We start from the raw sequence: 20507 nt of genomic DNA on the forward strand, positions 1-20507 counted from the left end.
TGAGTTCGCCGGACGCTTACAGATAAAGCAGCTCACCCGTACGAGCAAAGAAACGACGATCGTTGCTCATGCTCCCTTTCGCATTGATCGCTAAGTCCTCATAAAGAGCATCGGGGCCGAAAGGAAAGACGAACTTGGAACTCCAACGCTTGTTACTGCGAGACTCGAATGATGACGAGCGCAGCAGCTCAATAGCCTTTGCGAAGTCGTCAAAACTGGTGAACGAGCGACGCAGATAGGCCATATCTTCATCACCATTACCAGTTGCTCCTTGCCTAAAGCGCTCAAACCACTGCTTCCATTTCTCCTCATCAGACGCGGTGCTCTCCGCGATCGATTCGACGTAGGGATTGTTGAACAGCAACCCACGTAAGCGGACTTGCCGCTGTGGCTTGAACATGACCGAGCCGCCGCGCTCTTGGTGAGGCCTAAGCGGCTGATCCAAGTTCGAGCCAAGTACGCCCAAAAACTCCAGAACAGTCAGGTGAGGAAGCTGCTCATCGTAAAGACGATGTCCCCAAATGTTCTCGTCGACGCAAAAATCGACGCTTTTAATCTCAGGCCTCTTGATAATTGCACTCATTCAGAGACCCTCACAGTCACAGGGCGCGAAAAACCGCGACCACCGGGCTCAATATCAATGAAGTTGAGTGTCAGCACGGAGTTCTCGCCACCGATTTCGTCATCATCTCCAGTCATGCTGGCCTTCTTGACGATCTCAACCTTACGCAAGAGCTTTGCCTTGAAAGCCAACAGATCTTCGAGACACTCGTTGGAGAAGCTAGCGGGCAAAGCACCCTCAGCCACACGCGAGAGAAACTCATGGCGGATAGGGGTTAAGTCGAAAGCGACCGAATTGCCCGCTCCCACAGCAAGCGAAATGTCGAGTCGAGGACGGCCTGTCTCCTCGGCAAGCCTGATCGCCATACCAACACCGCTCTGCCTCCGGGAAAGCGTCTCGTAGTCACAAAGCACACTCACCCGGCTTTGAGTGAAACCGCCCGAACTGGCGATGAAGATGCGATCTTCGTTTTCGAGAAGAAGGCCTGTTAATACTCGGTTGAGGCCCTTAGCGATGCGTCCACGAACCGCCTCGCTCACAGGCTTCTGCGCTTTGAGCGCCTCGATGATTTCCAAGTAGTCCCCAGCAAAGCAGAAGGCTGTCATCGACCAATGCGGATAGCCCCTTTCCCCATCAGGAAGTGTGAAGAAAAGCCTGCGTCGCTGGTCTTCGAGCATCGCTAGAAACTCGGTGGCCCCTTCTTCCAAGCGAGCCCCCTCATACCCTTCCAAATAGGCGTCTTGAGCTGCGCGAAAAGCAGTCGTAGCCCCGTAGATCGGATCGCTCGCGACCAAGCGGCTGAAGTCGGCTTGCAGTCGCGAATCATCCTTGCCATAAACAAGCAATCCATCAGCAGCATTGGTGGACTCATCGCCCACACCAAAGCTGGACATCGCCTTGAAGATAGGACGGTCAGAGGTCCTTCGCTTAAGGAGATTGGCTCCGAAGACGTTGGCATAGACACTAGCTTTGCCAAGGTCGCCTCCTTCCTGGATCTTCGCGACATCAGCGCAGGTCATGAGGTTGTCCTTTGCCTGCTTGGCATCGGAGCAACCGAGAATCATGTTCGAACAAAGCGCAAGTAAGTCGCGTATAGGGAGGTGCAGCCCATTGTGCCTGGCAATTTCAACCAAATCGCCCAAGCGGCGAGAGAGCTGACCACCATCTAACTCACCCAAAAGTCTGCGGCGATTCTCATCAATGGGACAATTTTTACCGTCGCTCTGAAGTGCGCAGTGCTTGCAGTTGTCCCACTCGGGATGCCCTGCCACAGCCATAGCCGCCTCGTCTAACGTTTTACGGCTAGTCGAGCGACTGAGATCGAACACCGCTAAGCGCTCAGGAGCTGGGCCAGCCTGTAAGAAGCGCTCTTGCAGAGGCTTTCGAAGTGGGTGATCACGCTCCTGGCGCCTGCCTAAATCACGGAGACGATCAAGGATTTGACCATGGTTTGCAGCAAGGATCACGACCGCGGAGTCATCGCCTTCTAGCACCGATCTTTCCAGACGCTGCAACGGCAGATCGCTCTCCTCACCATTGAGCTCGGAAAGGTCCTTGATGAAGACAGCCGAGCGTCCATCCGCCAGTTGCAACTCTTTCACGTTGCCCTTGGCGGCCCAATCCTTAGGGTTTCCACCAATGCGCTCCCACAGGGCACGGCAGTGGTAGGTCTTACCATCACCAGCTGTTCCAGCGATCAAAATAGACCCTGGTACCTTGGATTCAATGTGCCGCACCATGTCTTCTAACAAAGGAGCTGACAGGCTAATCGGCTGGACTCCTGCCTGCGCCAACGCCCTCGAAACATACTCGTCGAACATCGCCAAGTTGGACGATGATGGTCCATAGCTACGCAGAAAGTGAACCCAATCACTTGCCGGCGGAACCTTAACGTCAGTGCGCCGCACGGAACCACCACGACCTTTACCGGTCTGCAGCACCCCCTGATTTATCAGAGCGCCGCGTGCTTCCCAATAGAGCTCATCAGTTAACTGAGGGAACTGAACTCTGAGCCGCTCTAATAGCGACTGGTTACCGATAGTGGAACCATCGGCAGGAACGGCGGCCAGTATGGCCTCAACCAACTCATTCATCCACGACACTCCCCTACCGCCCGCCGCAACACGGGCCAGCCAAAAGCAAAATATGGCGACAAATAGACCGGAAGGAATCAGAGGGAAACTGACGCTAGGGGCCTGGCAGAAACCTGCGCCTATAGAGAGCCATCCCTGGAACATTTCAACCCAGCATTTCGCGATGACGATCACCTTATCCACTGGCAAAGCATGGGTAAAGCGATGCTTTGCGTTTTTTTGCCGATTCAGTCAATTCACCGGGAGGCAGTTTTGGACACGGATGTTCTCGCTACATCGAGGCGCCCTATGCACACCCGTCTGATATTCATGCTCGATTGCAATCTCGCCGCATATTTGGCATAGGCCACAACCAACTCGAACAGCAGCTCCATGAACTGGTTTATCCCGCCAAGCAGGGAAACATATCCGAATTTCCGGTAGAGCATCCAACAGCTCAACAGCGAGAAAGGTCACAAAGCTATGCTCGGAAGAGGGCTGGTGGCTGCTTTGATCGACGGGCGGAAAACACAGCTGTACAGAGAATCAGCAACAACTTCTGGGACTGAGAAGCTCAGCCCGCAGGTACCAAGCCATCAGCTAGCACGAAGATCCAGCCCTCCCCCAGATCCACGCTAGGATCCGGCTGTACCAATTGTTCCGGCTGGCAATGGAAGAACCACGCAAGCAGCGCACAGGTCAAGGCATCGTCCTGGTCGGCATGCCCTAGGCCAGTGTCCGTAGCACTGGCAGCACGGAGGGCGGCCATGGCTGGCGAATGTTTGCAAGCAGCCGGATAGGTTCGATGACCCTTAATCGCAGCGTGTCTGTCCAGACACCACAGCGTTCAATCACCGGATCAAAGCGCGCCACCACATGCATGCCCTTGGTGGCCTGGCTGCCGATCATGTCCTTGATGGACGACAGCGGCGATAGCCCCCTTTCAAACAGGAGACGCTCGGTATACCGGAACAGATAGGGGTTACTAGAGGAGTTACCGATGGGACCGGATGGCTTTCCTGCGAAGAGCTCCCTCAGCGCAACAGAGAACCCCAGTGGGGTGTCGATAGCCAGCACCACCGGGGCCTGGAAATACTCATGATCTTCCAGCCCGCACAACGCCAGCAGCCGCGCGATGAAATCGACACTATCGTTGGCCTGATTGACCACTCTGCGCAAATTGCCTCGCCAAGGCGCTCCCAAGATTCGGCACTGCTTATCAAGAACCACCAGAGCATCTCGACTGGCCGGATTTTTGTCACAGTTCCAACCACCAACATCCCAACCAATGTAAATCGGCACAATGCCCCCTACCGTCACATTTTCTTCAGCTTACCGCGTCGCCACCACCGCCATGCACACCGGACATCACCGTTGCGCCGCTTCACCTTAATCAACGCAGCCGCCATATGTCTGGCGTGCCAAATCCAGCAACAACAGTGGGACGACCAGTATCGACAAGGGCTCACTTACTGTTATCAGCGATTAGCATGGTGGAGCCTCCTGATCACTGGCGAGCCTCAACCATATCGAGACTTCGTGACCAATGCGACCTGCCCATTTCTCATCCGTAAACAAAGGAGGTAGATCGCACACTCACGTGACGAGTATGCAATCAATGTGAGCTGTGACTATCGCCAACCTACCCTACTCGATGCTTCGGGCTGCGCGTAGCAAAAACTCAGCAACAACTGCGTCACCTGTCACCCCGGCGAGATCGCTTCAGTTGCCCCGCCCTCAAGCCTCGTGCCCCCCGCGGGTCTCAAGCGCAGATGTTGCGCATTTTTGACGAAATATTTCACCGCCTTGTGCACATGACGCCGAATTGCTCGATCACTCCTCAGGATGCGGCCGATACCACACTCGTCACCGTATTTCTCCTTGTCGTGGTTGCAATTGTAGATGTAGCCCTGACCATGCGTGATGTCTTCCCATAGCTCGCCGAGCTGGATGGCCTTGTAGACATCGCCCTGCACCACGTTGCCATTGAAGAAATAGGCAGAATGGATGTGGTAGCCCCGCCATCATTCTTGTCTCCCTGCTCCACCGAATAGATGTGGCCGATGAGGTGGTCAGAAATCGGATTGCGCTTTTGTTTGGCAATTAGTTTATCCAGGTCATCAAACACGTGCTCGACTCGCAGCCTGCCATGCGCCTCAGAGCGGTAGTGGAAGTCGACCCTGATGATGGTGATGCGCGAGTAGAGCTCACATAAGGCATCGGCATAGTCGCAGGCTTGGATCTCCTGCTCCTTAGCCTGGTGGCGGAGGTCATGCTTCCTGCGGAGATACCACCGCTCACGAGTCAACTAGCGGATCCGGGCGACCACGACGTTCATGCTGCGATGATGATCCAGGTAGGCCGTACCCTCCTCATTCAGACAGGCAGGGCCATCAGGGTGGCGCTCCAACAGCCTTGAACGCTTGCAGGTGCTCGCTGTAGCTGCACTCGGTACGACCTTAGAATAGGTCGACCATCTGCTGGATATGATCGAAGTACCAAGCCACACACAAGTACCGCGCAAAGCTTGAGGTCTCCACTTCCCTGTGGGAGCCCAGCTTGCCGGCGATGGGCCGCAAAGCGGTCCCAATCGCGTAACTAACAGACATTACCCCCAGGCGTCTTTTTTATGCCTGTGGCTGGCCCGGTGCCAGAAAATCAGATCTTACCCCTTCCGCGTAGGACGTTTCCCAAACATACTCCCTGCGCCTGTTTTCCGTTGCGATCGCTAGTTCAGAGTTCTAGGCTCGGTAGGTCGTTACCCATCAACGACCGGCTTTGACAGGCCGCAACGATACACAGCGCGCATAACCGTTAATGGCGGTTGTGCATGGGGCACGCTCGCGTGCGCCGGTTTCTGTGTTCGCCGGTCTGTCAACCCATGCACAGCTGCCACCATTCCGTTTGACAGCGGGTTGGCGGTAGCCCCTATCGAGAACACAGTCCAATGCTAAAAATCGTCCCCGACCCACCCCACCTCCCCCACTCCCTGGAAGACACCCTCATGCTTGCAACCGACTACGCGCTCTGCGCCGAAGCCGTTGCCCAGCAAGCAATGCTGATGCAACCCAGATCACCCGCCTCCGTGTTGATCATGGCGTCGATGCACGAGCTGGAAACACTTCGCCGTTTGCTCGAATCGGCACTGGCGCAAATACAAAGGCCAGCCGACCCGCAAACCATGCATTGACCAGGGGTATTGCTCGATGACCACCGAAAACACCCAATGCACTGTCGGCAAAACCATCTTCTTCCAAGGTGAAAACCAGACCCACCCGCTGTTCCGCATCGAACCCGGCATCCCCTGCCAGAACGCCCGTGAACAGGCGTCCGAGCTGATGGGCTATGCGCGGGATTTGACCATTGATGGCCTGATGGAAGACAAGCCGAAGCTGATCTGGGCAGCGCACTATCTTTGCGCTCTGGGGAAAGCGCTGCTGGATGATGCGGAGTTGGGAATGATGCACTGAACCCCAGGGCCAAAGGCGATAGAAGTCAGTCGGCTCGCAGCTATCAATCACTGACGCTATCGCCCGCCTAGGGCCCCTGTGCGCACGGCGAATGTGGACGTTGCACGCGCAGGGGCATCACCCCCCTCAAATCCGAAACACCCCCACCTGCCCATACAACCCCTGGGCCAACCGCTGCAACGCCCCCGCGGTCTCGGCCGTCTGCTCCACCGCCTGGCTATTCTGCTGCGACATCTGCGCAATCCGTTCAACGTTGCGCGCCACATCCTGGCTAGCCGCGGTCTGTTCGCGCAGTGCCAGGGAAATCTGATCCACCATGCGCACCACGTCCCCCGAAGACTGCCGAATGCTGACGATCGCCTCCCCCGCTTGTTGCGCCAGGGTCACACCGCCTTTGACCTGCTGCACACCCACCTCCATCTGCCCCACGGCCTCGCGGGTGCCGGACTGGATGCGTTTGACCATCTCGGTAATTTCCTGGGTCGAGTTGCCCGTGCGTTGTGCCAGCAAGCGTACTTCGTCGGCCACCACCGCAAAGCCCCTGCCCTGTTCGCCGGCGCGGGCGGCTTCGATGGCGGCGTTCAGGGCCAGCAGGTTGGTTTGCTCGGCAATGCCGCTGATCACGCTGACAATGCTGCTGATCTGCTCGGCATGGCTGTCCAGTTCGCTGATCTGGCCGGCAGAAGCTTCTACGGTCTGGGCGATCTGGTTCATGCGCGACAGCGTTTCCTGAATCACGCTGCCGCCTTCGCTGGACTGGCGACCCGACTCGCTGGACTGGGCATGCGCTTCCACCGCATTGTCAGAGACATGGTTGATACTCACGGTCAGCTCCTCGACCGTGGCCGCCATCGAGGAGGCCGAGCTCGACTGTTCCTGGGCTGACGCGGAGAGCTGTACCGATGCCGCCGAAATATTATCGGCAGCCCCCACCAGTTGTTCGGCACTGGCCCTGATCTCGCCAATCATGGTGCGCAGGCGGTCTTGCATGGCCACGAATGCTTGTTGGAGGGTGCTGACTTCATCCGTTCCTTCAATGGCTATGGTGTTGTCGAGGCGCCCATCAGCGATGTTGCGCGCCAGCGTTACCGCTTCACCCAGGCGATGGGTGAGGGTTCTTGCGAGGAATGTGGCGATCAGCACAGCCAGGATTGCAGCGACCAGTCCGCCGGCGATCAGGATGGTGAAGGCGGTGGATTTCGCCTGGTCCATCAGCAGACTGCGCTCGTCCTGCAGGGATTTCTCGGCCGCCTGGAATTCGTTGATCACGGCGCGCATGGCGTCCATTTTGGCTTTGGCCTGGCCCGAGCTTATCTGGCTGACCAGCGTTGTCAGCGGCGCGCGGTCAGCATTGACCTCGCGGCGCAGGTTCACGCTGGTTTGCATGTCTTGTTGCAGCCACTGTTGGTAGAGCTGTTGCAGATGGGCCAGCCGGGCTTGCTGCTGGGGGTTGTCGGCGGTGGCCTGCTTCAGGCGATTGAAAGCGTCGGTGAACGCTTCTTCGCCTGTGTTCATGGGCTCAAGGAAGCTGTCCTGGCCGGTAAGGGCAAAACCGCGCATGGCGGTTTCTATGTCGACAAGGCTGTTGAGCATGCTGCTGGAGCTGTTGAGCACGTCGTAGCTGTGGATGTTGCGCTTCACGCTGCTGCTGACCTGGTCGAAGCCTCGCAAGGCAGTCAGTACCAATACGGCGATGATGAGCAGTACAAGACCGAAACCGGTGTACAGTTTTTTCGAGATACTGAGATTGTTGAGCATCGTGGGGGCAACCCTTCAAGGCCTGGCTGGACGCTACGCTGGGTCCCGTGCACAAGGATGCGGACGGGTTCTGGCGTAGTGACGTTTTGATATCAGGCCTATGATTATCTTGTACAGAAAAAGTTCTTTGTACAATTTTATTTGATTGGGCGATGCGGGGGTTGGATTGGGAGGGGCGTCACCCAGCTCTGGGGCTGGGTGACGATCATGAGCTTGGGCTGGGTTACCAGCTGTAACTCAACTTGGCGGTCACTTCCCGCCCTGGGTTGTAGTAATCGGCCGTACCCGAGCCCACCACATGCTGCTCGTCGAACAGGTTGCTGACATTCAGCGCCAGGTCGGTGCCCTTGGCGATCTTGTAGTTCAGCGCAGCGTCGAACAGGGTAGTGCCGTCGCTTTTCTTGGTGTTGGCCGCGTCCATGAAGTAACCGCCCACGTACCGCGCCCCCAAGCCCACGCTCACGTCGGTGTTGGGTATGTCGTAGTAGCTCCACAGCGAAGCCGTATGCTTGGGCGCAACGGTGAACTCTTTGCCTTTGAGCGAGCTGCCGTCATACAGCGAGCCGCGCAGCACTTCGGTGTCCATGTACGAATAGGCCCCGATCAGGCTGAGGTTCTGCGTGACCTGGGCCTTGGCTTCCAGGTCCAGGCCGCGCGCGCGGGACTCGCCCACGGTTTGCTGCTCGATGATGCCGCTGGGCAGCACCACGGCGATGGTGACGTTTTCCTGGGTCAGGTCGTACACGGCGGCCGAGAACATCGCATCCATGCCCAGCGGCGAGTACTTCACGCCCACTTCGTACTGCCTGCCGGTCTGCGGGGTAACCCCTACCTGCGGCGGCGAAACCGATTCCACCATGCTGACGTAGGTCGACACTTCATCGTTGACGATGTAGGTCAGCGCGCCGCGGTAAGAGGTTTCCGAGAAGGTATCGCTCTGCCTGTTCACACCCCCCACATACTCGGTGCTGGTCAGGTCCATCGAGTCATTGCGCAGACCCACCGTGGCAATGACGCGGTCGTAGAAGGACAGGTTCTGCTGCAGGAACACGGCCTTGGTGGTGGCGTCGTTTTTCTCGCGGCTATACGGCGTGATGCCGCCGGGTACGCCGGTGAACACGGGGTTGGCGATGTCTATCGACGGCGCCAGGCTGTACACCGAGCGCTGTTTGTTGGTCGAGTCCAGGTATTCCACGCCCACCAGGGTGCTGCTGTCGATGTGCTCGAACTGGGCATCGTACTGCAGCATCAGGTTGCCATTGAGCTGGTCCGCGTCGCTGTCGGTGCCGAACACGTAGCGGGGGATCACGGTGCCCACGCGCTCGGCGCTGTCGCTCAGGTAGACGTAGCCGAAGTCATCGCTCAGCTCGCTGTAGCGCAGGTTGCTGCGCAGGGTGAAACCGTTGTCGAAGTCGTGGGTGATGCTGGCGCTGAGGCTGGTGCGCTCCACATCATGGAAGTTGTAGCCGGGCTCGCCGTAGAAATCGCTGCGGTCGTATTCCTTGTCCAGCGGGTAGCCACCGCTGTTGGGCGAGCTGTTGGTCTTGAGGTAATCGAGAATCACCGTGGCCGAAGTGAAGTCGCTGGGCGCCCAGGTCAGGCCGCCCATCACGAAGCGGTTGTCGTCTTGCGAGTGGTCGTACTCGCGGTCGCTGTTCTGCAGCTTGGCCGTGAAGCGGCCGGCCAGGGTCTGCTCGTCGTTCAGGGCATCGCCCACGTCAATGCCGGTCTCGGCATGGTCGTAGGAGCCGTAGGTCACGTAGCCTTGGCCGAACTTCTCGAAGCGCGGCTGTTTGGTCACAAAGTTCACCGAGCCGCCCGGGTCTGCCGGGCCGAACAGGGTGGAGTTGGCGCCGCGCAGAATCTCGATGCGCTCATAGGCATAGGGGTCTTCGCGCACACCGCGCATCGAGCTCAGGGTAAGGCCGTCGCGGTAGGTGGTGGCCTGGAAGCCGCGGATCTGGAAGTAGTCGTTGCGGTCGTCCGAGCCGTAGAAGTCGCTGACCACGCCCGGGCTGTACTGCAACGCTTCCTCGGTGGTGCTGACGCTGCGCTGCTCCATTTCCTTGCGGGTCACCACAGACACCGAGGCCGGGGTGTTGAGGATGCTGGTGGCCACCTTGCCACCGACCCACAGTTCCTTGGCCACCACTGAATTGAGGTCGTCATCGGCGCTGGCCTTGACCTTGGCATTGATGATGACCGGCGCCAGCCGGTAATCCTCGGTCGCACCCAGCTCCAGCGGGCCGGCAGCCGGCGCTTGCGCAATGATCTGGTAGGCCTGGGGGCCTTGCTGTTCAACCTGCAGATCGGTCCCCTGCAACAGCGCCGACAACGCGGCGGGCGTCGCCAGGCCGCCCTGCACGCCCGGGGTGGTGCGGTTGGCCACGGTCTGCGCGTCGAAGGCCAGGCTCACACCCGCCTGGCGGGCAAAACGGTCCAGCGCAGGTGCCAGCGGGCCAGCAGGGATGTTCCACTGCTGCAGTTGCAGGGCGTGATCAGCGCCAGCAGGTTGTGCCAGCGCTGGCAATGCCGGGCTGCTGACAACCAAACCCAGAATCGCCGCGTGCATGGCACGGCTGAGGGGGTGGCGCTGTGGAACCGGTGTCGAACTCATTTTCTCGCTCCGTAGAGGGTCGGCGGCTGGCCTGTATTCCGGCCTTGTGCAAAGGCCGAACGAGAATGAGAAAACACCTCATTTATTTTCAGAAAAAATGGACGGGGGTAATTGCCTCAGCGTGTACCGACCGCCTGGCGCACTTTCACCAGCAGCTCATAGAGCTGAAACGGCTTCACCAGCATGTCCATGCCCGCGCCGAGAAAGGCCTGGCGGTCCTGGGCCGCATCGGCGTACCCGGTCATGAACAGCACCGGCAACTGGGGCCGGTAGCAACGCGCCAGGTCGGCCAGCTCGCGGCCGCTGAGGGTCGGCAGGCCAACATCGGTCAGCATCATGTCCAGGCTGGCGTCGTCGCGCAGGTGCCGCAACGCCTCGTCAGTGGTGGTGGCCACCGTACAGCGGTACCCGGCATCGGTCAGCGCTTCTGCCACCGCCACCTGCACCGAAGCCATGTCTTCCACCACCAGCACGTGCTCGCCATTGCCTTGCAGGTTCTGCACGTTGGCCGGCTCCACCGCTACCGCGGCCTCCGCGCTGGCCGGCAGCAACAGGGTCACCTCCGTGCCCTGCCCCACCACGCTGCTCAGCAGCACATGCCCGCCGGACTGCCGGGCGAAGCCATAGATGGTCGACAGCCCCAGCCCGGTGCCCTGCCCCACCGGTTTGGTGGTGAAGAACGGGTCGAACACCTTTTCCAGCAGCTCCGGCTCGATGCCGCTACCGTTGTCGCGCACGTTGACGGCAATGTAATGGCCGTCTGCCAGGTCGGGGTTGCCCTGCGACCAGGTGGCTGCGGTGTTCACCCAGATCCGCCCCCCCTTGGCCAAGGCATCGCGCGCATTGATCACCAGGTTGAGCACCGCGCTCTCCAGTTGCACCGGGTCGACCAGGGCGATGGCCGGGTGGGTCGACAGGTCCAGGGTAAGCTTGATGCGCTCGCCGATGGTGCGGTTCAGCAGCTCTTCCAGCGAGCGTACATGCTGGTTGACGTCCACCGGGCGGGTATCCAGTGGCTGCTGGCGCGCGAAGGCCAGCAACCGGTGGGTCAACGAGGCCGCGCTGGTGGCTGAACTGAGTGCGGCTTCGGCGTACCTGGGCACTTTCTCGATACGGTTTTCCGCCACCCGTTTGCAGATCAGCTCCAGGCTGGTGATGATGCCGGTGAGCAAGTTGTTGAAGTCGTGGGCAATGCCGCCGGTCAGGCTGCCCAGGGCATCCATTTTCTGCAGTTGCAGCAGTTGCGCTTCGGTGCGTTCGCGCACCGCGACTTCCCGCGCCAACTGGTTGGTGGCATCGTCCAGGCGGGCCAGGTGGGAGCGCTCCCGGTGGCGGTGCTCGGTGATGTCCTCGATGAACACCAGGCACAGCCCTGGCGCCTGGTAGGGCGACAGTTGCCACTCGGTTTCGCGTACATGCCCGTGCACCAGCATGCTCAGGGTGCCCTTCCAGCGCTCGCCAGCCGCCAGGTGCCGGCGCAGGTCAGCCAACGCTGGCTCCTGGCCGCTGGCAAAGCATTCCAGCAGTTGCCCGGGGTTGCTGTTTTCCTGGGTCAGATGGCTGAATGCCTGGTTGCACTCGTGCACCTTGAACTCGGCGTCGAGCACCGCGATGGGCGCTGATACACCGGTAAATATCTCGCGAAAGCGCGCCTCACTCTGGCGCAGAGCGCGCTCGGCGTCCCGCACCCGCAACAGGGTACGCAAGGTTGCCAGCAACACATCCGGGTCTACCGGGTGCACCAGGTAGGCATCGGCGCCAGCGTTCAAGCCGGTGATGATGTCACCGCTCTGGATCGACGCGGCCGACACGTGAATCACCGGCAACAACGCCGTGCGGGCATCTTTGCGCAGCAACCGTACGATATCGAACCCGCTCATGTCGGGCAGGTTCACGTCCAGTATCAAGGCATCTATCTGCTCGTCGCGAATCAGCGCAAGGCCTTCACCGCCGGTGCCTGCCTCCAGCACTTCGTAGCCGTGCACTACCAGGCGCCGGCGCAGTGCGTAGCGGGTGGCGACGTTATCGTCCACGATCAGCAAGCGCACCTCAGGTTTCATCGGCGTTCTCCTGAGCCAGGGCCAGAGGTATCACCACGAAGAAGGTAGAGCCTTCCCCTGGTTCACTGTGCACCCCCACTTCGCCACCCAGCAGCATGGCAAAGCGCTTGCACAACGACAGGCCCAGGCCAGTGCCGCGAAAGCGCTTCTGCAGTGGCGAATCTACCTGGGTGAAATCTTCGAACAACGTATCCAACAGCTCTGCTGCAATGCCAATGCCGGTATCACTGACGGCAAAGCGGATGCGGTCGTCGCCATACAGCTGGGCCGACACCCGCACCTCACCCTGGGCGGTGAACTTCAGCGCGTTGGAAATGAAATTGCGCAGAATCTGCGCGAGCTTCTTGTCATCGGTGTACAGCCGCGGCAGCCCTGTAGGCTCCTCGAAGATAAGGTCGACTGCAGTAGCGTCGACAATCGGCCGGAACATGCCGCGCAAGGCCGCGAACAGATCGAGCATGTCGAACCAGGCCGGCGAGATGCTGATGCGCCCGGCTTCGATCTTGGCAAGGTCGAGCAGGTCGTCGACCATGTCGGACAGCTCGCGGGTGGCGGTGCTGATGAAGGTGACCTGGCGGTGCTGTTCAGCCGACAGCGGCCCGTCGAGCTCGTCGGTAAGCAGGCCGGTGATGCTCAGGATCGAACCCAGCGGCGTGCGGAATTCGTGGCTCATGTACGACAGGAAGCGGCTTTTCAAGTCCGACGCCTGGCGCAGCTGTTCGGCCTGTATGTCCAACTCGGCGTACAGGGCCAGCACGCCCTGGTTGGTTTCTTCCAGTTCGGCACGCAGGGCATCGTTTTCTGCCTGCAGCCGGGCAATTACCTCTGCATCAGCCATGCGCCGCCTCCAGGTCGATGACCAGCACGGTTACATCATCCCGGCCCCGGCAGAAGTCGCGGTGCAGCACTGCCGCGATCACGGCCGGGTGGCGGTGCACCAGGCCAGGGTAATTCTCAAGATTCCAACGGGACTGCAAGCCGTCGCTGTACATGATCAACAGTTTTCCATTTGCATGAGCGTAGTCAAATACCTGGGCTTTTCTATACTGGCCGCCAACGATGCCGGGCAACGAAGCCAAACCACGCACCTGGGTGGCGCTCACCAGGCTGGCGCCGATATTGCCGATGCCGGCAAAACCGAGGTGGTCGCGGGCACCGTCATAGCATGCTATCGCCACCGCGCCACCACGGCTGCCATTCATGGCATGGTGCATGGCCTGCAATTGCTCCAACTGGCCGGCGAACGGGGCCTGGGCAAACACTGCCGCGCCCGCGCTGGCTGCAGCCTGGGCATCCACACCGTGGCCCAGGCCGTCGATCACCAGGGCGCTGATACGCTGCCCTTCGATCGCCAGGTGCCAGGTATCGCCACAGGCAGGGTCGCCGTGCAGGGCATGCTGGCTTACCCCCACGCGCAGGTCTGGCGCGTGGTCGCGCTGGGCGTGCACGCGCGCCAGCACCACCGCGCCGCGCGCATCGGCGTACACATCGAATACCTGGGCCATGCGCGCCAAGGCCCCCAGGCCAATACCCTGGGTGCCTGCGGTTGAATAACCATCGGTCAGGCAGGCCTGTGCATCAAAGCCCTGGGCACGGTCCGCCGTGAGCAGTTCAATGGCATAACCCCCGTGCTCACGGGGCAGCACCCGCAGGTGCAGTTCACCGCAGCCTGCATGCTTGAGCACGTTGCTGCACAGCTCGGTGGCCAGCAGCGCCACACGGCCGCAGTCCTCTTCGTCAAAGCCGTGCCGCTTGGCCAGCTTTTGTGCGGTACGCCGGGCGTGGCCAACATCGCTCGGGTCTGCCAGGCCCATCACCTGGGTCTGGCTGGCGAACAGGTTCATGCCCATCGGGTGATCGTCACGCGTGTGCCCTGCCCTGGCGCGGTGTCCAGTTCAAATTCATGGACAAGCCGCCGAGCGCCGGTCAGGCCCAGGCCCAGGCCACCGCCCGAGGTCCAGCCGTCAGTCAGCGCCAACTTGATGTCGGGGATGCCGGGGCCCTCGTCGCGGAACAACAGGCGCAAACCGGTGCGCCCGCCATCCTCCAGCACAGCCCAGTCCATATCGCCACCACCGCCATACACCACCGTGTTGCGCGCCAGTTCACTGACTGCCGTCACCAGCTTGGTCAGGTCCACCAGGCGCATGCCGCATTCGCCGGCCAGCTTGCGCGCCAACTGACGCGCCAATACCACATCCTGTTCGATTCGTACCGGCTGGCTGCCGCTTTCGCGCACATTCATTTTTGGCTCACTCGTTGACGCAGCACTTGCATGCCACGCTCCACATTGAGCGCCGTACTCACGCCCGGCAGGGTAAGGCCCAGTTCGACCAAGGTAATGGCCACGGCCGGCTGCATGCCGACCACCATGGTTTCGGCATCAAGAATGCGTGACAGGCCAGAGATGCTGGCGATCATCCGGCCGATGAACGAGTCGACCATGTCCAACGCGGAAATATCGATCAACACGCCCCGGGCCGAGGTACTGCTGATGCGCTCGGTAAGGTCTTCCTGCAGGGTCAGCGCCAGCTGGTCGTGCATGTCGACCTGAATGGTCACAAGCAGGAACTCGCCCATCTGCAGGATCGGGATACGCTCCATGGGCTTACCCCTGCTTGCTGATGTCGCAGCCCAGGCGTGCAAGGGCTAGCTTGAGGGCGTCGGCCAGGCTGGCCTTGGTAGTCAGCGAGCCCAGGTCCAGCCCCAGGTGCACGATGGTCTGGGCGATTTGCGGGCGCACGCCACTGATGATGCAGTCGGCGCCCATCAGGCGGATGGCCGTGACGGTCTTCAGCAGGTGCTGGGCGACCAGGGTGTCGACGGTGGGTACACCGGTGATATCGATGATGGCAATTTCCGAGCCGGTGTCGACGATGCGTTGCAGCAGCGACTCCATGACCGTCTGGCTACGCTGCGAGTCCAGCGTACCGATCAGTGGCAGCGCCAGCACCCCGTCCCACAGTTTGACCACGGGGGTAGACAGCTCCAGCAGTTCTTCCTGCTGGCGCCTGATCACTTCCTCGCGGGTTTTCTGGAAAGCGCGGATGGTGTGCATGCCCATGCCATCGAGCAGTTCCGACACCAGCCACAGTTGCTCGGCCAGGCGTGCCGGCTCGCTGCTGTACTGTGTTTGCAGCAAGCCGAACAGCGGCCCTTTCAAAGCGAAGATGAAGAACGCGGCCTGGTGCGAATCGTGGCCAAGCTGAGCGCGGCTGGCAGAAAGCTTCTCCAGGAACCGGCGCGACGCCTCCCACTCGCTGCCGGCCAGGTGGCTGCCGCCACCAGCGCGCAGGCCGTCCACCAGCAACTGCAGAAATTCCTGGGTTTCCTGTGCCAGTACCTGTTCTTTGATATTGCGCGTGGCGCCGTTGGTTTCGAGGCCGGCTGTCCATTCCTCGCGCAGTTGTGCCTGGCTATGTTGGATAGCCTCCAACGTGCTGCCTTGCAGTGTTGCCATGTGCCTTCGCTCCAGTGGTGAAGGCCGGCGTCCCGATGAATGGCCGGCCTGCTGTGAATGACATTTGCCGGTTCGATTAGTTGTGCAGCGGGAAAAGATAATTGCATTCAGCCATTTAGGATAGCGCAACGGCTTCGGATTGCGGCAGCCTACTGCGAAACGGTTTTATAGGAATGCATACCATCACGGCATGACATCGATGCAACCTTGAACCGTACCTCATATTGCAAGTACCCGCCCGGTAATCGGCGGCGGGGCGGAAGCAAGATGCCCAAGGCGCTCGGAAACCGCCTGGCGCACTCGGTAGGCAACTCCAGCGCAAAAAAAAGGCACCTACCCATAGGTAATGCCTGTCAGTTAAGTAATTTGGGGCCGCTTTGCGACCCTTCGCGGGCACGCCCGCTCCCACAGGGATCGCGCATTTCTTGAGTTCAGCGCCTGTGGGAGCGGGCGTGCCCGCGAAGGGCTGCAAAGCAGCCCCAGTAACGCTTAACTGACAGGCATTAGCCGGAAGGGGCGGGGTTCTTGTTGCCGGGGCAGGGCCCTCAGGCGTTAGTCGCGCCAGTGGCGCTTGTGCTTGCGGTGGCCGTAGTGATGGCCACGGTCGTAGTGGCGACGGTCATCGTAGCCACGGCGGTAGCGACGGTCGTCATGGCGCTCATCGGCGTCGGCCTTGTTGCCCAGGTAGTTACCCAGCGCACCACCAGCACCGCCGCCGGCAGCCGCGCCGATGTAGCTCCCGGTAGTACCGCCTACCGACGACCCACCACGTTACCGCCTGCCGCGCCCAGGGCACCGCCAATAGCGGCTTCACCGCGCTGGCGCTTGTCGGCACCCAGCGCACCGCCGGCCGCACCGCCCAGACCGGCACCAATGGCGCCGCCAGTGCTACCGCCGATGGAGTTACCGACAACGGAGCCCAGTACCCCACCCAATGCGCCGCCAATGCCGGCCTCGGTGGTGCCGCCTGCCATGGCAACGCCGCTGAGCAAGCTGAAAGACAACAACAAAATCGAGGAGTACTTCTTCATCAAGAGAGCCTCATAAGGATGACGAGGCGAATTTGAGGGTAAGCGAGGTGGCTGGCAACGGAAATCCGACGAGTAACACGAGTTGTACACAATTCTGTAAGTGACTGTATTTGTTGTGAAACTTAAACCATTTTCGGCTGTCTGAGGTCTTTATGGCAAAAGCCCTGAACCTTGCGGAACAGGGCTTTTTTCGTTTTTGGCGCTTCTGGCCTATTCGCGGCTGAAGCCGCTCCTACAGGGTTTTGCTCCAGCCTGTAGATACGGTTATAGCCGCGAACACGGCTGGCACCTCCATTACAGGATACGCCCGTCGTCCCGCGCCCGCTCCAGCTTGATGGCGATGAACTTCGAGGTTGGCGTATGGCTGCCATCGCCAATGCTCTCCAGCGGCACCAGCGGGTTCACCTCCGGGTAATACGCCGCCGCCTGCCCGGCCGGAATATCGAACGCCAGCAGGGTAAAGCCGTGCACCCGGCGGACGTGTTCATCCCCCCACAACGATACGATGTCGACCTTCTGCCCCGGCTGGAAGCCCAGGCGGATGATGTCGGCTTCGTTGGCGAACAGCACCTCGCGTTGGCCGCGCACGCCACGGTAGCGGTCGTCCAGGCCGTAGATGGTGGTGTTGTACTGATCGTGCGAGCGCATCGACTGCATGATCAGGTCCGGTAACTGGCCGCTGGCACGCACACGCTCGTCAAGCAGCGTATCGGGCAGCAGGTTGGCCTTGAAGTTGGCGCGGCCCGTGTTGGTCTTCCATGTGCGGCTGGCGGCGTTATTGCCCAGGTAGAAGCCGCCTGGGTGTTGCAGGCGTTGGTTGAAGCCGCTGAAGCCTGTGATGGTGTCGGCGATCAGGTCGCGAATGCGCGCATAGTCGGCGACCAGCCAGTGCCAGTCCACGGGTTTCTTGCCCAGCGTAGCGGCGGCGATGCCAGCAATGACCGCCGGCTCCGAGCGCATCTGTGAAGACAGCGGTTTGAGCTGGCCATTGGACGCGTGCACCATGCTGAACGAGTCTTCGACCGTTACCGCTTGCGGCCCGTCGGCCTGCAGGTCGATGTCGGTACGGCCCAGGCACGGCAAAATCAGCGCTTGCTTGCCATGAACCAGGTGGCTGCGGTTGAGCTTGGTGCTGATGTGCACGGTCAGCTCGCAGTTGCGCAGCGCCTGCGCCGTGCGCTCGGTGTCCGGCGTGGCCTGGGCGAAATTGCCGCCCAGGCCGATGAACACCTTGGCCCGGCCGTCGAGCATGGCGTGAATCGCTTCGACCGTGTTGTGGCCGTTGTGCCGTGGCACGGGGAAGCCGAAGCGCTTTTCCATGGCCTCGAGCAGCGCCATGGGTGGGCGCTCGTTGATGCCCATGGTGCGGTCGCCCTGCACGTTGCTGTGGCCACGTACCGGGCACAGGCCTGCGCCTGGTGCGCCGATATTGCCGCGCAGCATCTGCAGGTTGACGATTTCCTGAATGGTCGGCACCGAGTGGCGGTGTTGGGTGATACCCATCGCCCAGCACATGATGACCCGCTCGGCGCGGCAGTACATGCGCGCCGCCAGTTCGATGTCGGCCATGGGCAGGCCGGATTGCGCCTGGATGTGGTCCCATGGCGTGGCATCTACCACGGCCAGGTAATCGTCCACGCCATGGCCGTGCTCGGCGATGAAGGCATGGTCGAACACCGCCGGTTCACCCTTGGCCTGGGCTTCACGCTCCCACTGCAGGACGAACTTGGCCATGCCACGCAGCAGCGCCATGTCGCCACCCAGCGCCGGTCGGAAGAATGCCGTGTTGGTTGGGCGGTCGCTGTTGGTCAACATTTCCAGCGGGTTCTGCGGGTGCTGGAAGCGCTCCAGGCCCCGCTCCTTGAGCGGGTTGATGCAAACCACCTGAGCGCCACGTTTCACCGCGTCGCGCAGCGGGTCGAGCATGCGCGGGTGGTTGGTGCCGGGGTTCTGGCCCCAGACAAAAATCGCGTCGGCATGTTCGAAGTCGTCGAACGTGACCGTGCCCTTGCCCACCCCGATGCTTTGCCCCAACGCCACGCCGCTGGCTTCGTGGCACATGTTCGAGCAGTCGGGAAAGTTGTTGGTACCGAAGGCGCGCACGAACAGCTGGTACAGGTAGGCTGCTTCGTTGCTGGCCCGCCCCGAGGTATAGAACTCGGCCTGGTCAGGTGTGGCCAACTTGTTCAGCTCGCGGGCGACCAGGGCAAAAGCGGCGTCCCAGCTGATCGGCTGATAGCGGTCGCTGGTCGCGTCGTAGACCATCGGCTCGGTGAGGCGGCCCTGGTACTCCAGCCAGTAGTCGCTTTGCTGCAGCAGGGCGGTGACGCTGTAACGGGCGAAGAAGGCAGCGTCGACACGGCGCTTGGTGGCCTCCCAGTTTACGGCCTTGGCGCCGTTCTCGCAGAACTTGACCATGCCGCTTTCTGGCGAATCGCCCCAGGCGCAGCCTGGGCAGTCGAAACCGCCGTTCTGGTTGGTCTTGAGCAGGGCGCGAATGTTCTTCAGCGCGTTATCGCTGCCGACCCAGGCCTTGGCCACGCTGCGCAGCGCACCCCAGCCACCGGCAGGGCCGTGGTAGGGCTTGTAGCGAGGGGTTGAGGCTGGGGCATTGTCCGGTAGGTGCTGGTACGAGGTCACGACTGTTACGACTCCGCCGCCGGGCTGTAGACCCGCGGTGCGCTGTGCTTGGGTAGATGAATGAGGTTGAGGTTGTGCTTGCGCGCCCACTGCAGGGCAAGCCCGGTGGGGGCGGACAGGCTGACCAAGGTCTGGATGCCGGCGCGCAGCACCTTCTGGATCAGTTCCAGGCTGCAGCGGCTGGTGACGATCGCAAGGCCGCCCTGGCTGTCGATGCCCTGGCGCAGCAGCGCGCCGATCAGCTTGTCGAGGGCGTTGTGCCGGCCAATGTCTTCACGGCCCAGCAGCAGTTCGCCGTGGCGGTCCATGAACAGCGCGGCATGCACCGCCCCGCAGTGCTGGCCCAGCGGCTGAAATGCATCGATGCGCTCGCGCAGGCCCACCAGCCACGCTGCCGGTGGCAGCGGCGCACCGGGCAGCACGGCCAGCTCTGGCAGCGCCTGCTCCAGCGCCTCGACCCCGCACAGGCCGCAGCCGCTGGTGCCGGCCAGCTGCCGGCGCTGGTTTTTCAGGTTCCAGAAGGCTCGGCTGGATATTTCCAGGTCTGCATACAGGGCCGAGCCACTGCCCGAGAGCTTCAGGTCGTAGATTTCCGTGGTGCCTCCGACGATGCCGCTGCCCACGCTGAAACCGACGGCGAAATCTTCCAGGTCGGTCGGGCTGACCAGCATCACTGCCTGGTTGAGGCCGTTGTAGACGATGGCCAACGCAACCTCTTCGGCCAGCGGCGTGCTGTCACCTTTACTGTCGCTGAGCTGGACGTATGCGTAGGTGTTGCTGGCGGCCGGCAGGGGCAAGGGCGATGAGGCCGTGCAGACCGGAGGTTTGCTGTTCATC

16 protein-coding genes and 2 pseudogenes are annotated in these 20507 nt (G+C 61.0%); 2 read left to right on the plus strand and 16 right to left on the minus strand.

Annotation, left to right across the window (positions count from 1 at the left end; translation table 11 throughout):
* Nucleotides 1-16: 16 nt before the first annotated feature.
* From B3361_RS13800 to B3361_RS13815, 4 genes are all read right to left on the minus strand, one after another.
* Nucleotides 17-583, minus strand: a complete 567-nt coding sequence (locus tag B3361_RS13800; RefSeq protein WP_286920251.1) for a hypothetical protein — start codon at nt 581-583, stop codon at nt 17-19.
* Complete coding sequence (locus B3361_RS13805) at nt 580-2655, minus strand: hypothetical protein (protein ID WP_154211861.1); 2076 nt, start codon at nt 2653-2655, stop codon at nt 580-582. Before B3361_RS13805 ends, B3361_RS13800 begins: the two co-directional genes overlap by 4 nt.
* A 705-nt stretch (nt 2656-3360) precedes the next feature.
* Entirely contained in the window at nt 3361-3936 is a 576-nt protein-coding gene (locus B3361_RS13810; protein WP_238784012.1) for a hypothetical protein, read from the minus strand.
* Between the two features lie 401 nt (nt 3937-4337).
* Complete coding sequence (locus tag B3361_RS13815; protein WP_238784013.1) at nt 4338-4610, minus strand: hypothetical protein; 273 nt, start codon at nt 4608-4610, stop codon at nt 4338-4340.
* Nucleotides 4611-5581: 971 nt separating this feature from the next.
* Here B3361_RS13815 and B3361_RS13820 point away from each other — a divergent pair.
* Together B3361_RS13820 and B3361_RS13825 are read left to right on the plus strand one after the other, a co-directional pair.
* Nucleotides 5582-5824, plus strand: a complete 243-nt coding sequence (locus tag B3361_RS13820) for a hypothetical protein (protein ID WP_009683501.1) — start codon at nt 5582-5584, stop codon at nt 5822-5824.
* Nucleotides 5825-5840: 16 nt separating this feature from the next.
* The gene (locus tag B3361_RS13825; RefSeq protein WP_054905945.1) at nt 5841-6104 is read left to right on the plus strand and encodes a DUF3077 domain-containing protein; all 264 of its coding nucleotides are present in this window, start codon (nt 5841-5843) and stop codon (nt 6102-6104) included.
* A gap of 126 nt (nt 6105-6230) precedes the next feature.
* Here B3361_RS13825 and B3361_RS24090 read toward each other — a convergent pair whose 3' ends face one another.
* From B3361_RS24090 to fdhD, 12 genes and pseudogenes are all read right to left on the minus strand, one after another.
* Complete coding sequence (locus B3361_RS24090; RefSeq protein WP_414703933.1) at nt 6231-7094, minus strand: methyl-accepting chemotaxis protein; 864 nt, start codon at nt 7092-7094, stop codon at nt 6231-6233.
* Nucleotides 7086-7862 (minus strand): annotated as a pseudogene (locus B3361_RS24095) (CHASE3 domain-containing protein); the annotation flags it as partial. The pseudogene B3361_RS24095 and the gene B3361_RS24090, both read right to left, overlap by 9 nt.
* 223 nt (nt 7863-8085) lie before the next feature.
* Nucleotides 8086-10479 carry a TonB-dependent siderophore receptor gene (locus B3361_RS13835; protein WP_054905947.1) on the minus strand — a complete coding sequence of 798 codons (2394 nt, stop codon included), beginning with the start codon at nt 10477-10479 and terminating at the stop codon, nt 8086-8088.
* Between the two features lie 116 nt (nt 10480-10595).
* Nucleotides 10596-12539 (minus strand): response regulator, encoded by a 1944-nt coding sequence (locus B3361_RS13840; protein WP_054905948.1) that lies wholly within the window; start codon nt 12537-12539, stop codon nt 10596-10598.
* Complete coding sequence (locus B3361_RS13845) at nt 12529-13377, minus strand: sensor histidine kinase (RefSeq protein ID WP_144189331.1); 849 nt, start codon at nt 13375-13377, stop codon at nt 12529-12531. The genes B3361_RS13840 and B3361_RS13845 overlap by 11 nt, the downstream gene beginning before the upstream one ends.
* Nucleotides 13370-14383, minus strand: coding sequence for an ATP-binding protein (locus B3361_RS13850; protein ID WP_054905959.1), 1014 nt, complete (start codon nt 14381-14383; stop codon nt 13370-13372). The genes B3361_RS13845 and B3361_RS13850 overlap by 8 nt, the downstream gene beginning before the upstream one ends.
* Nucleotides 14380-14784, minus strand: coding sequence for an anti-sigma regulatory factor (locus tag B3361_RS13855; RefSeq protein ID WP_029885914.1), 405 nt, complete (start codon nt 14782-14784; stop codon nt 14380-14382). Before B3361_RS13855 ends, B3361_RS13850 begins: the two co-directional genes overlap by 4 nt.
* Nucleotides 14781-15143 (minus strand): STAS domain-containing protein, encoded by a 363-nt coding sequence (locus B3361_RS13860; RefSeq protein ID WP_054905950.1) that lies wholly within the window; start codon nt 15141-15143, stop codon nt 14781-14783. The genes B3361_RS13855 and B3361_RS13860 overlap by 4 nt, the downstream gene beginning before the upstream one ends.
* A 4-nt stretch (nt 15144-15147) precedes the next feature.
* The gene (locus B3361_RS13865; protein ID WP_054905951.1) at nt 15148-15999 is read right to left on the minus strand and encodes an STAS domain-containing protein; all 852 of its coding nucleotides are present in this window, start codon (nt 15997-15999) and stop codon (nt 15148-15150) included.
* A gap of 552 nt (nt 16000-16551) precedes the next feature.
* Nucleotides 16552-17030, minus strand: a pseudogene (locus tag B3361_RS13870) (glycine zipper domain-containing protein).
* Between the two features lie 294 nt (nt 17031-17324).
* Nucleotides 17325-19670 carry an FdhF/YdeP family oxidoreductase gene (locus tag B3361_RS13875; RefSeq protein ID WP_286920252.1) on the minus strand — a complete coding sequence of 782 codons (2346 nt, stop codon included), beginning with the start codon at nt 19668-19670 and terminating at the stop codon, nt 17325-17327.
* A gap of 5 nt (nt 19671-19675) precedes the next feature.
* Nucleotides 19676-20506: a formate dehydrogenase accessory sulfurtransferase FdhD gene (gene fdhD, locus B3361_RS13880; RefSeq protein WP_054905030.1), complete on the minus strand. Its 831-nt coding sequence runs from the start codon at nt 20504-20506 to the stop codon at nt 19676-19678.
* Nucleotide 20507: the final 1 nt, after the last annotated feature.

The sequence above is a fragment of the Pseudomonas sp. UBA6699 genome, from assembly GCF_002454615.1.
In the GTDB taxonomy this organism is placed as follows: Bacteria; Pseudomonadota; Gammaproteobacteria; order Pseudomonadales; family Pseudomonadaceae; genus Aquipseudomonas; species Aquipseudomonas juntendi.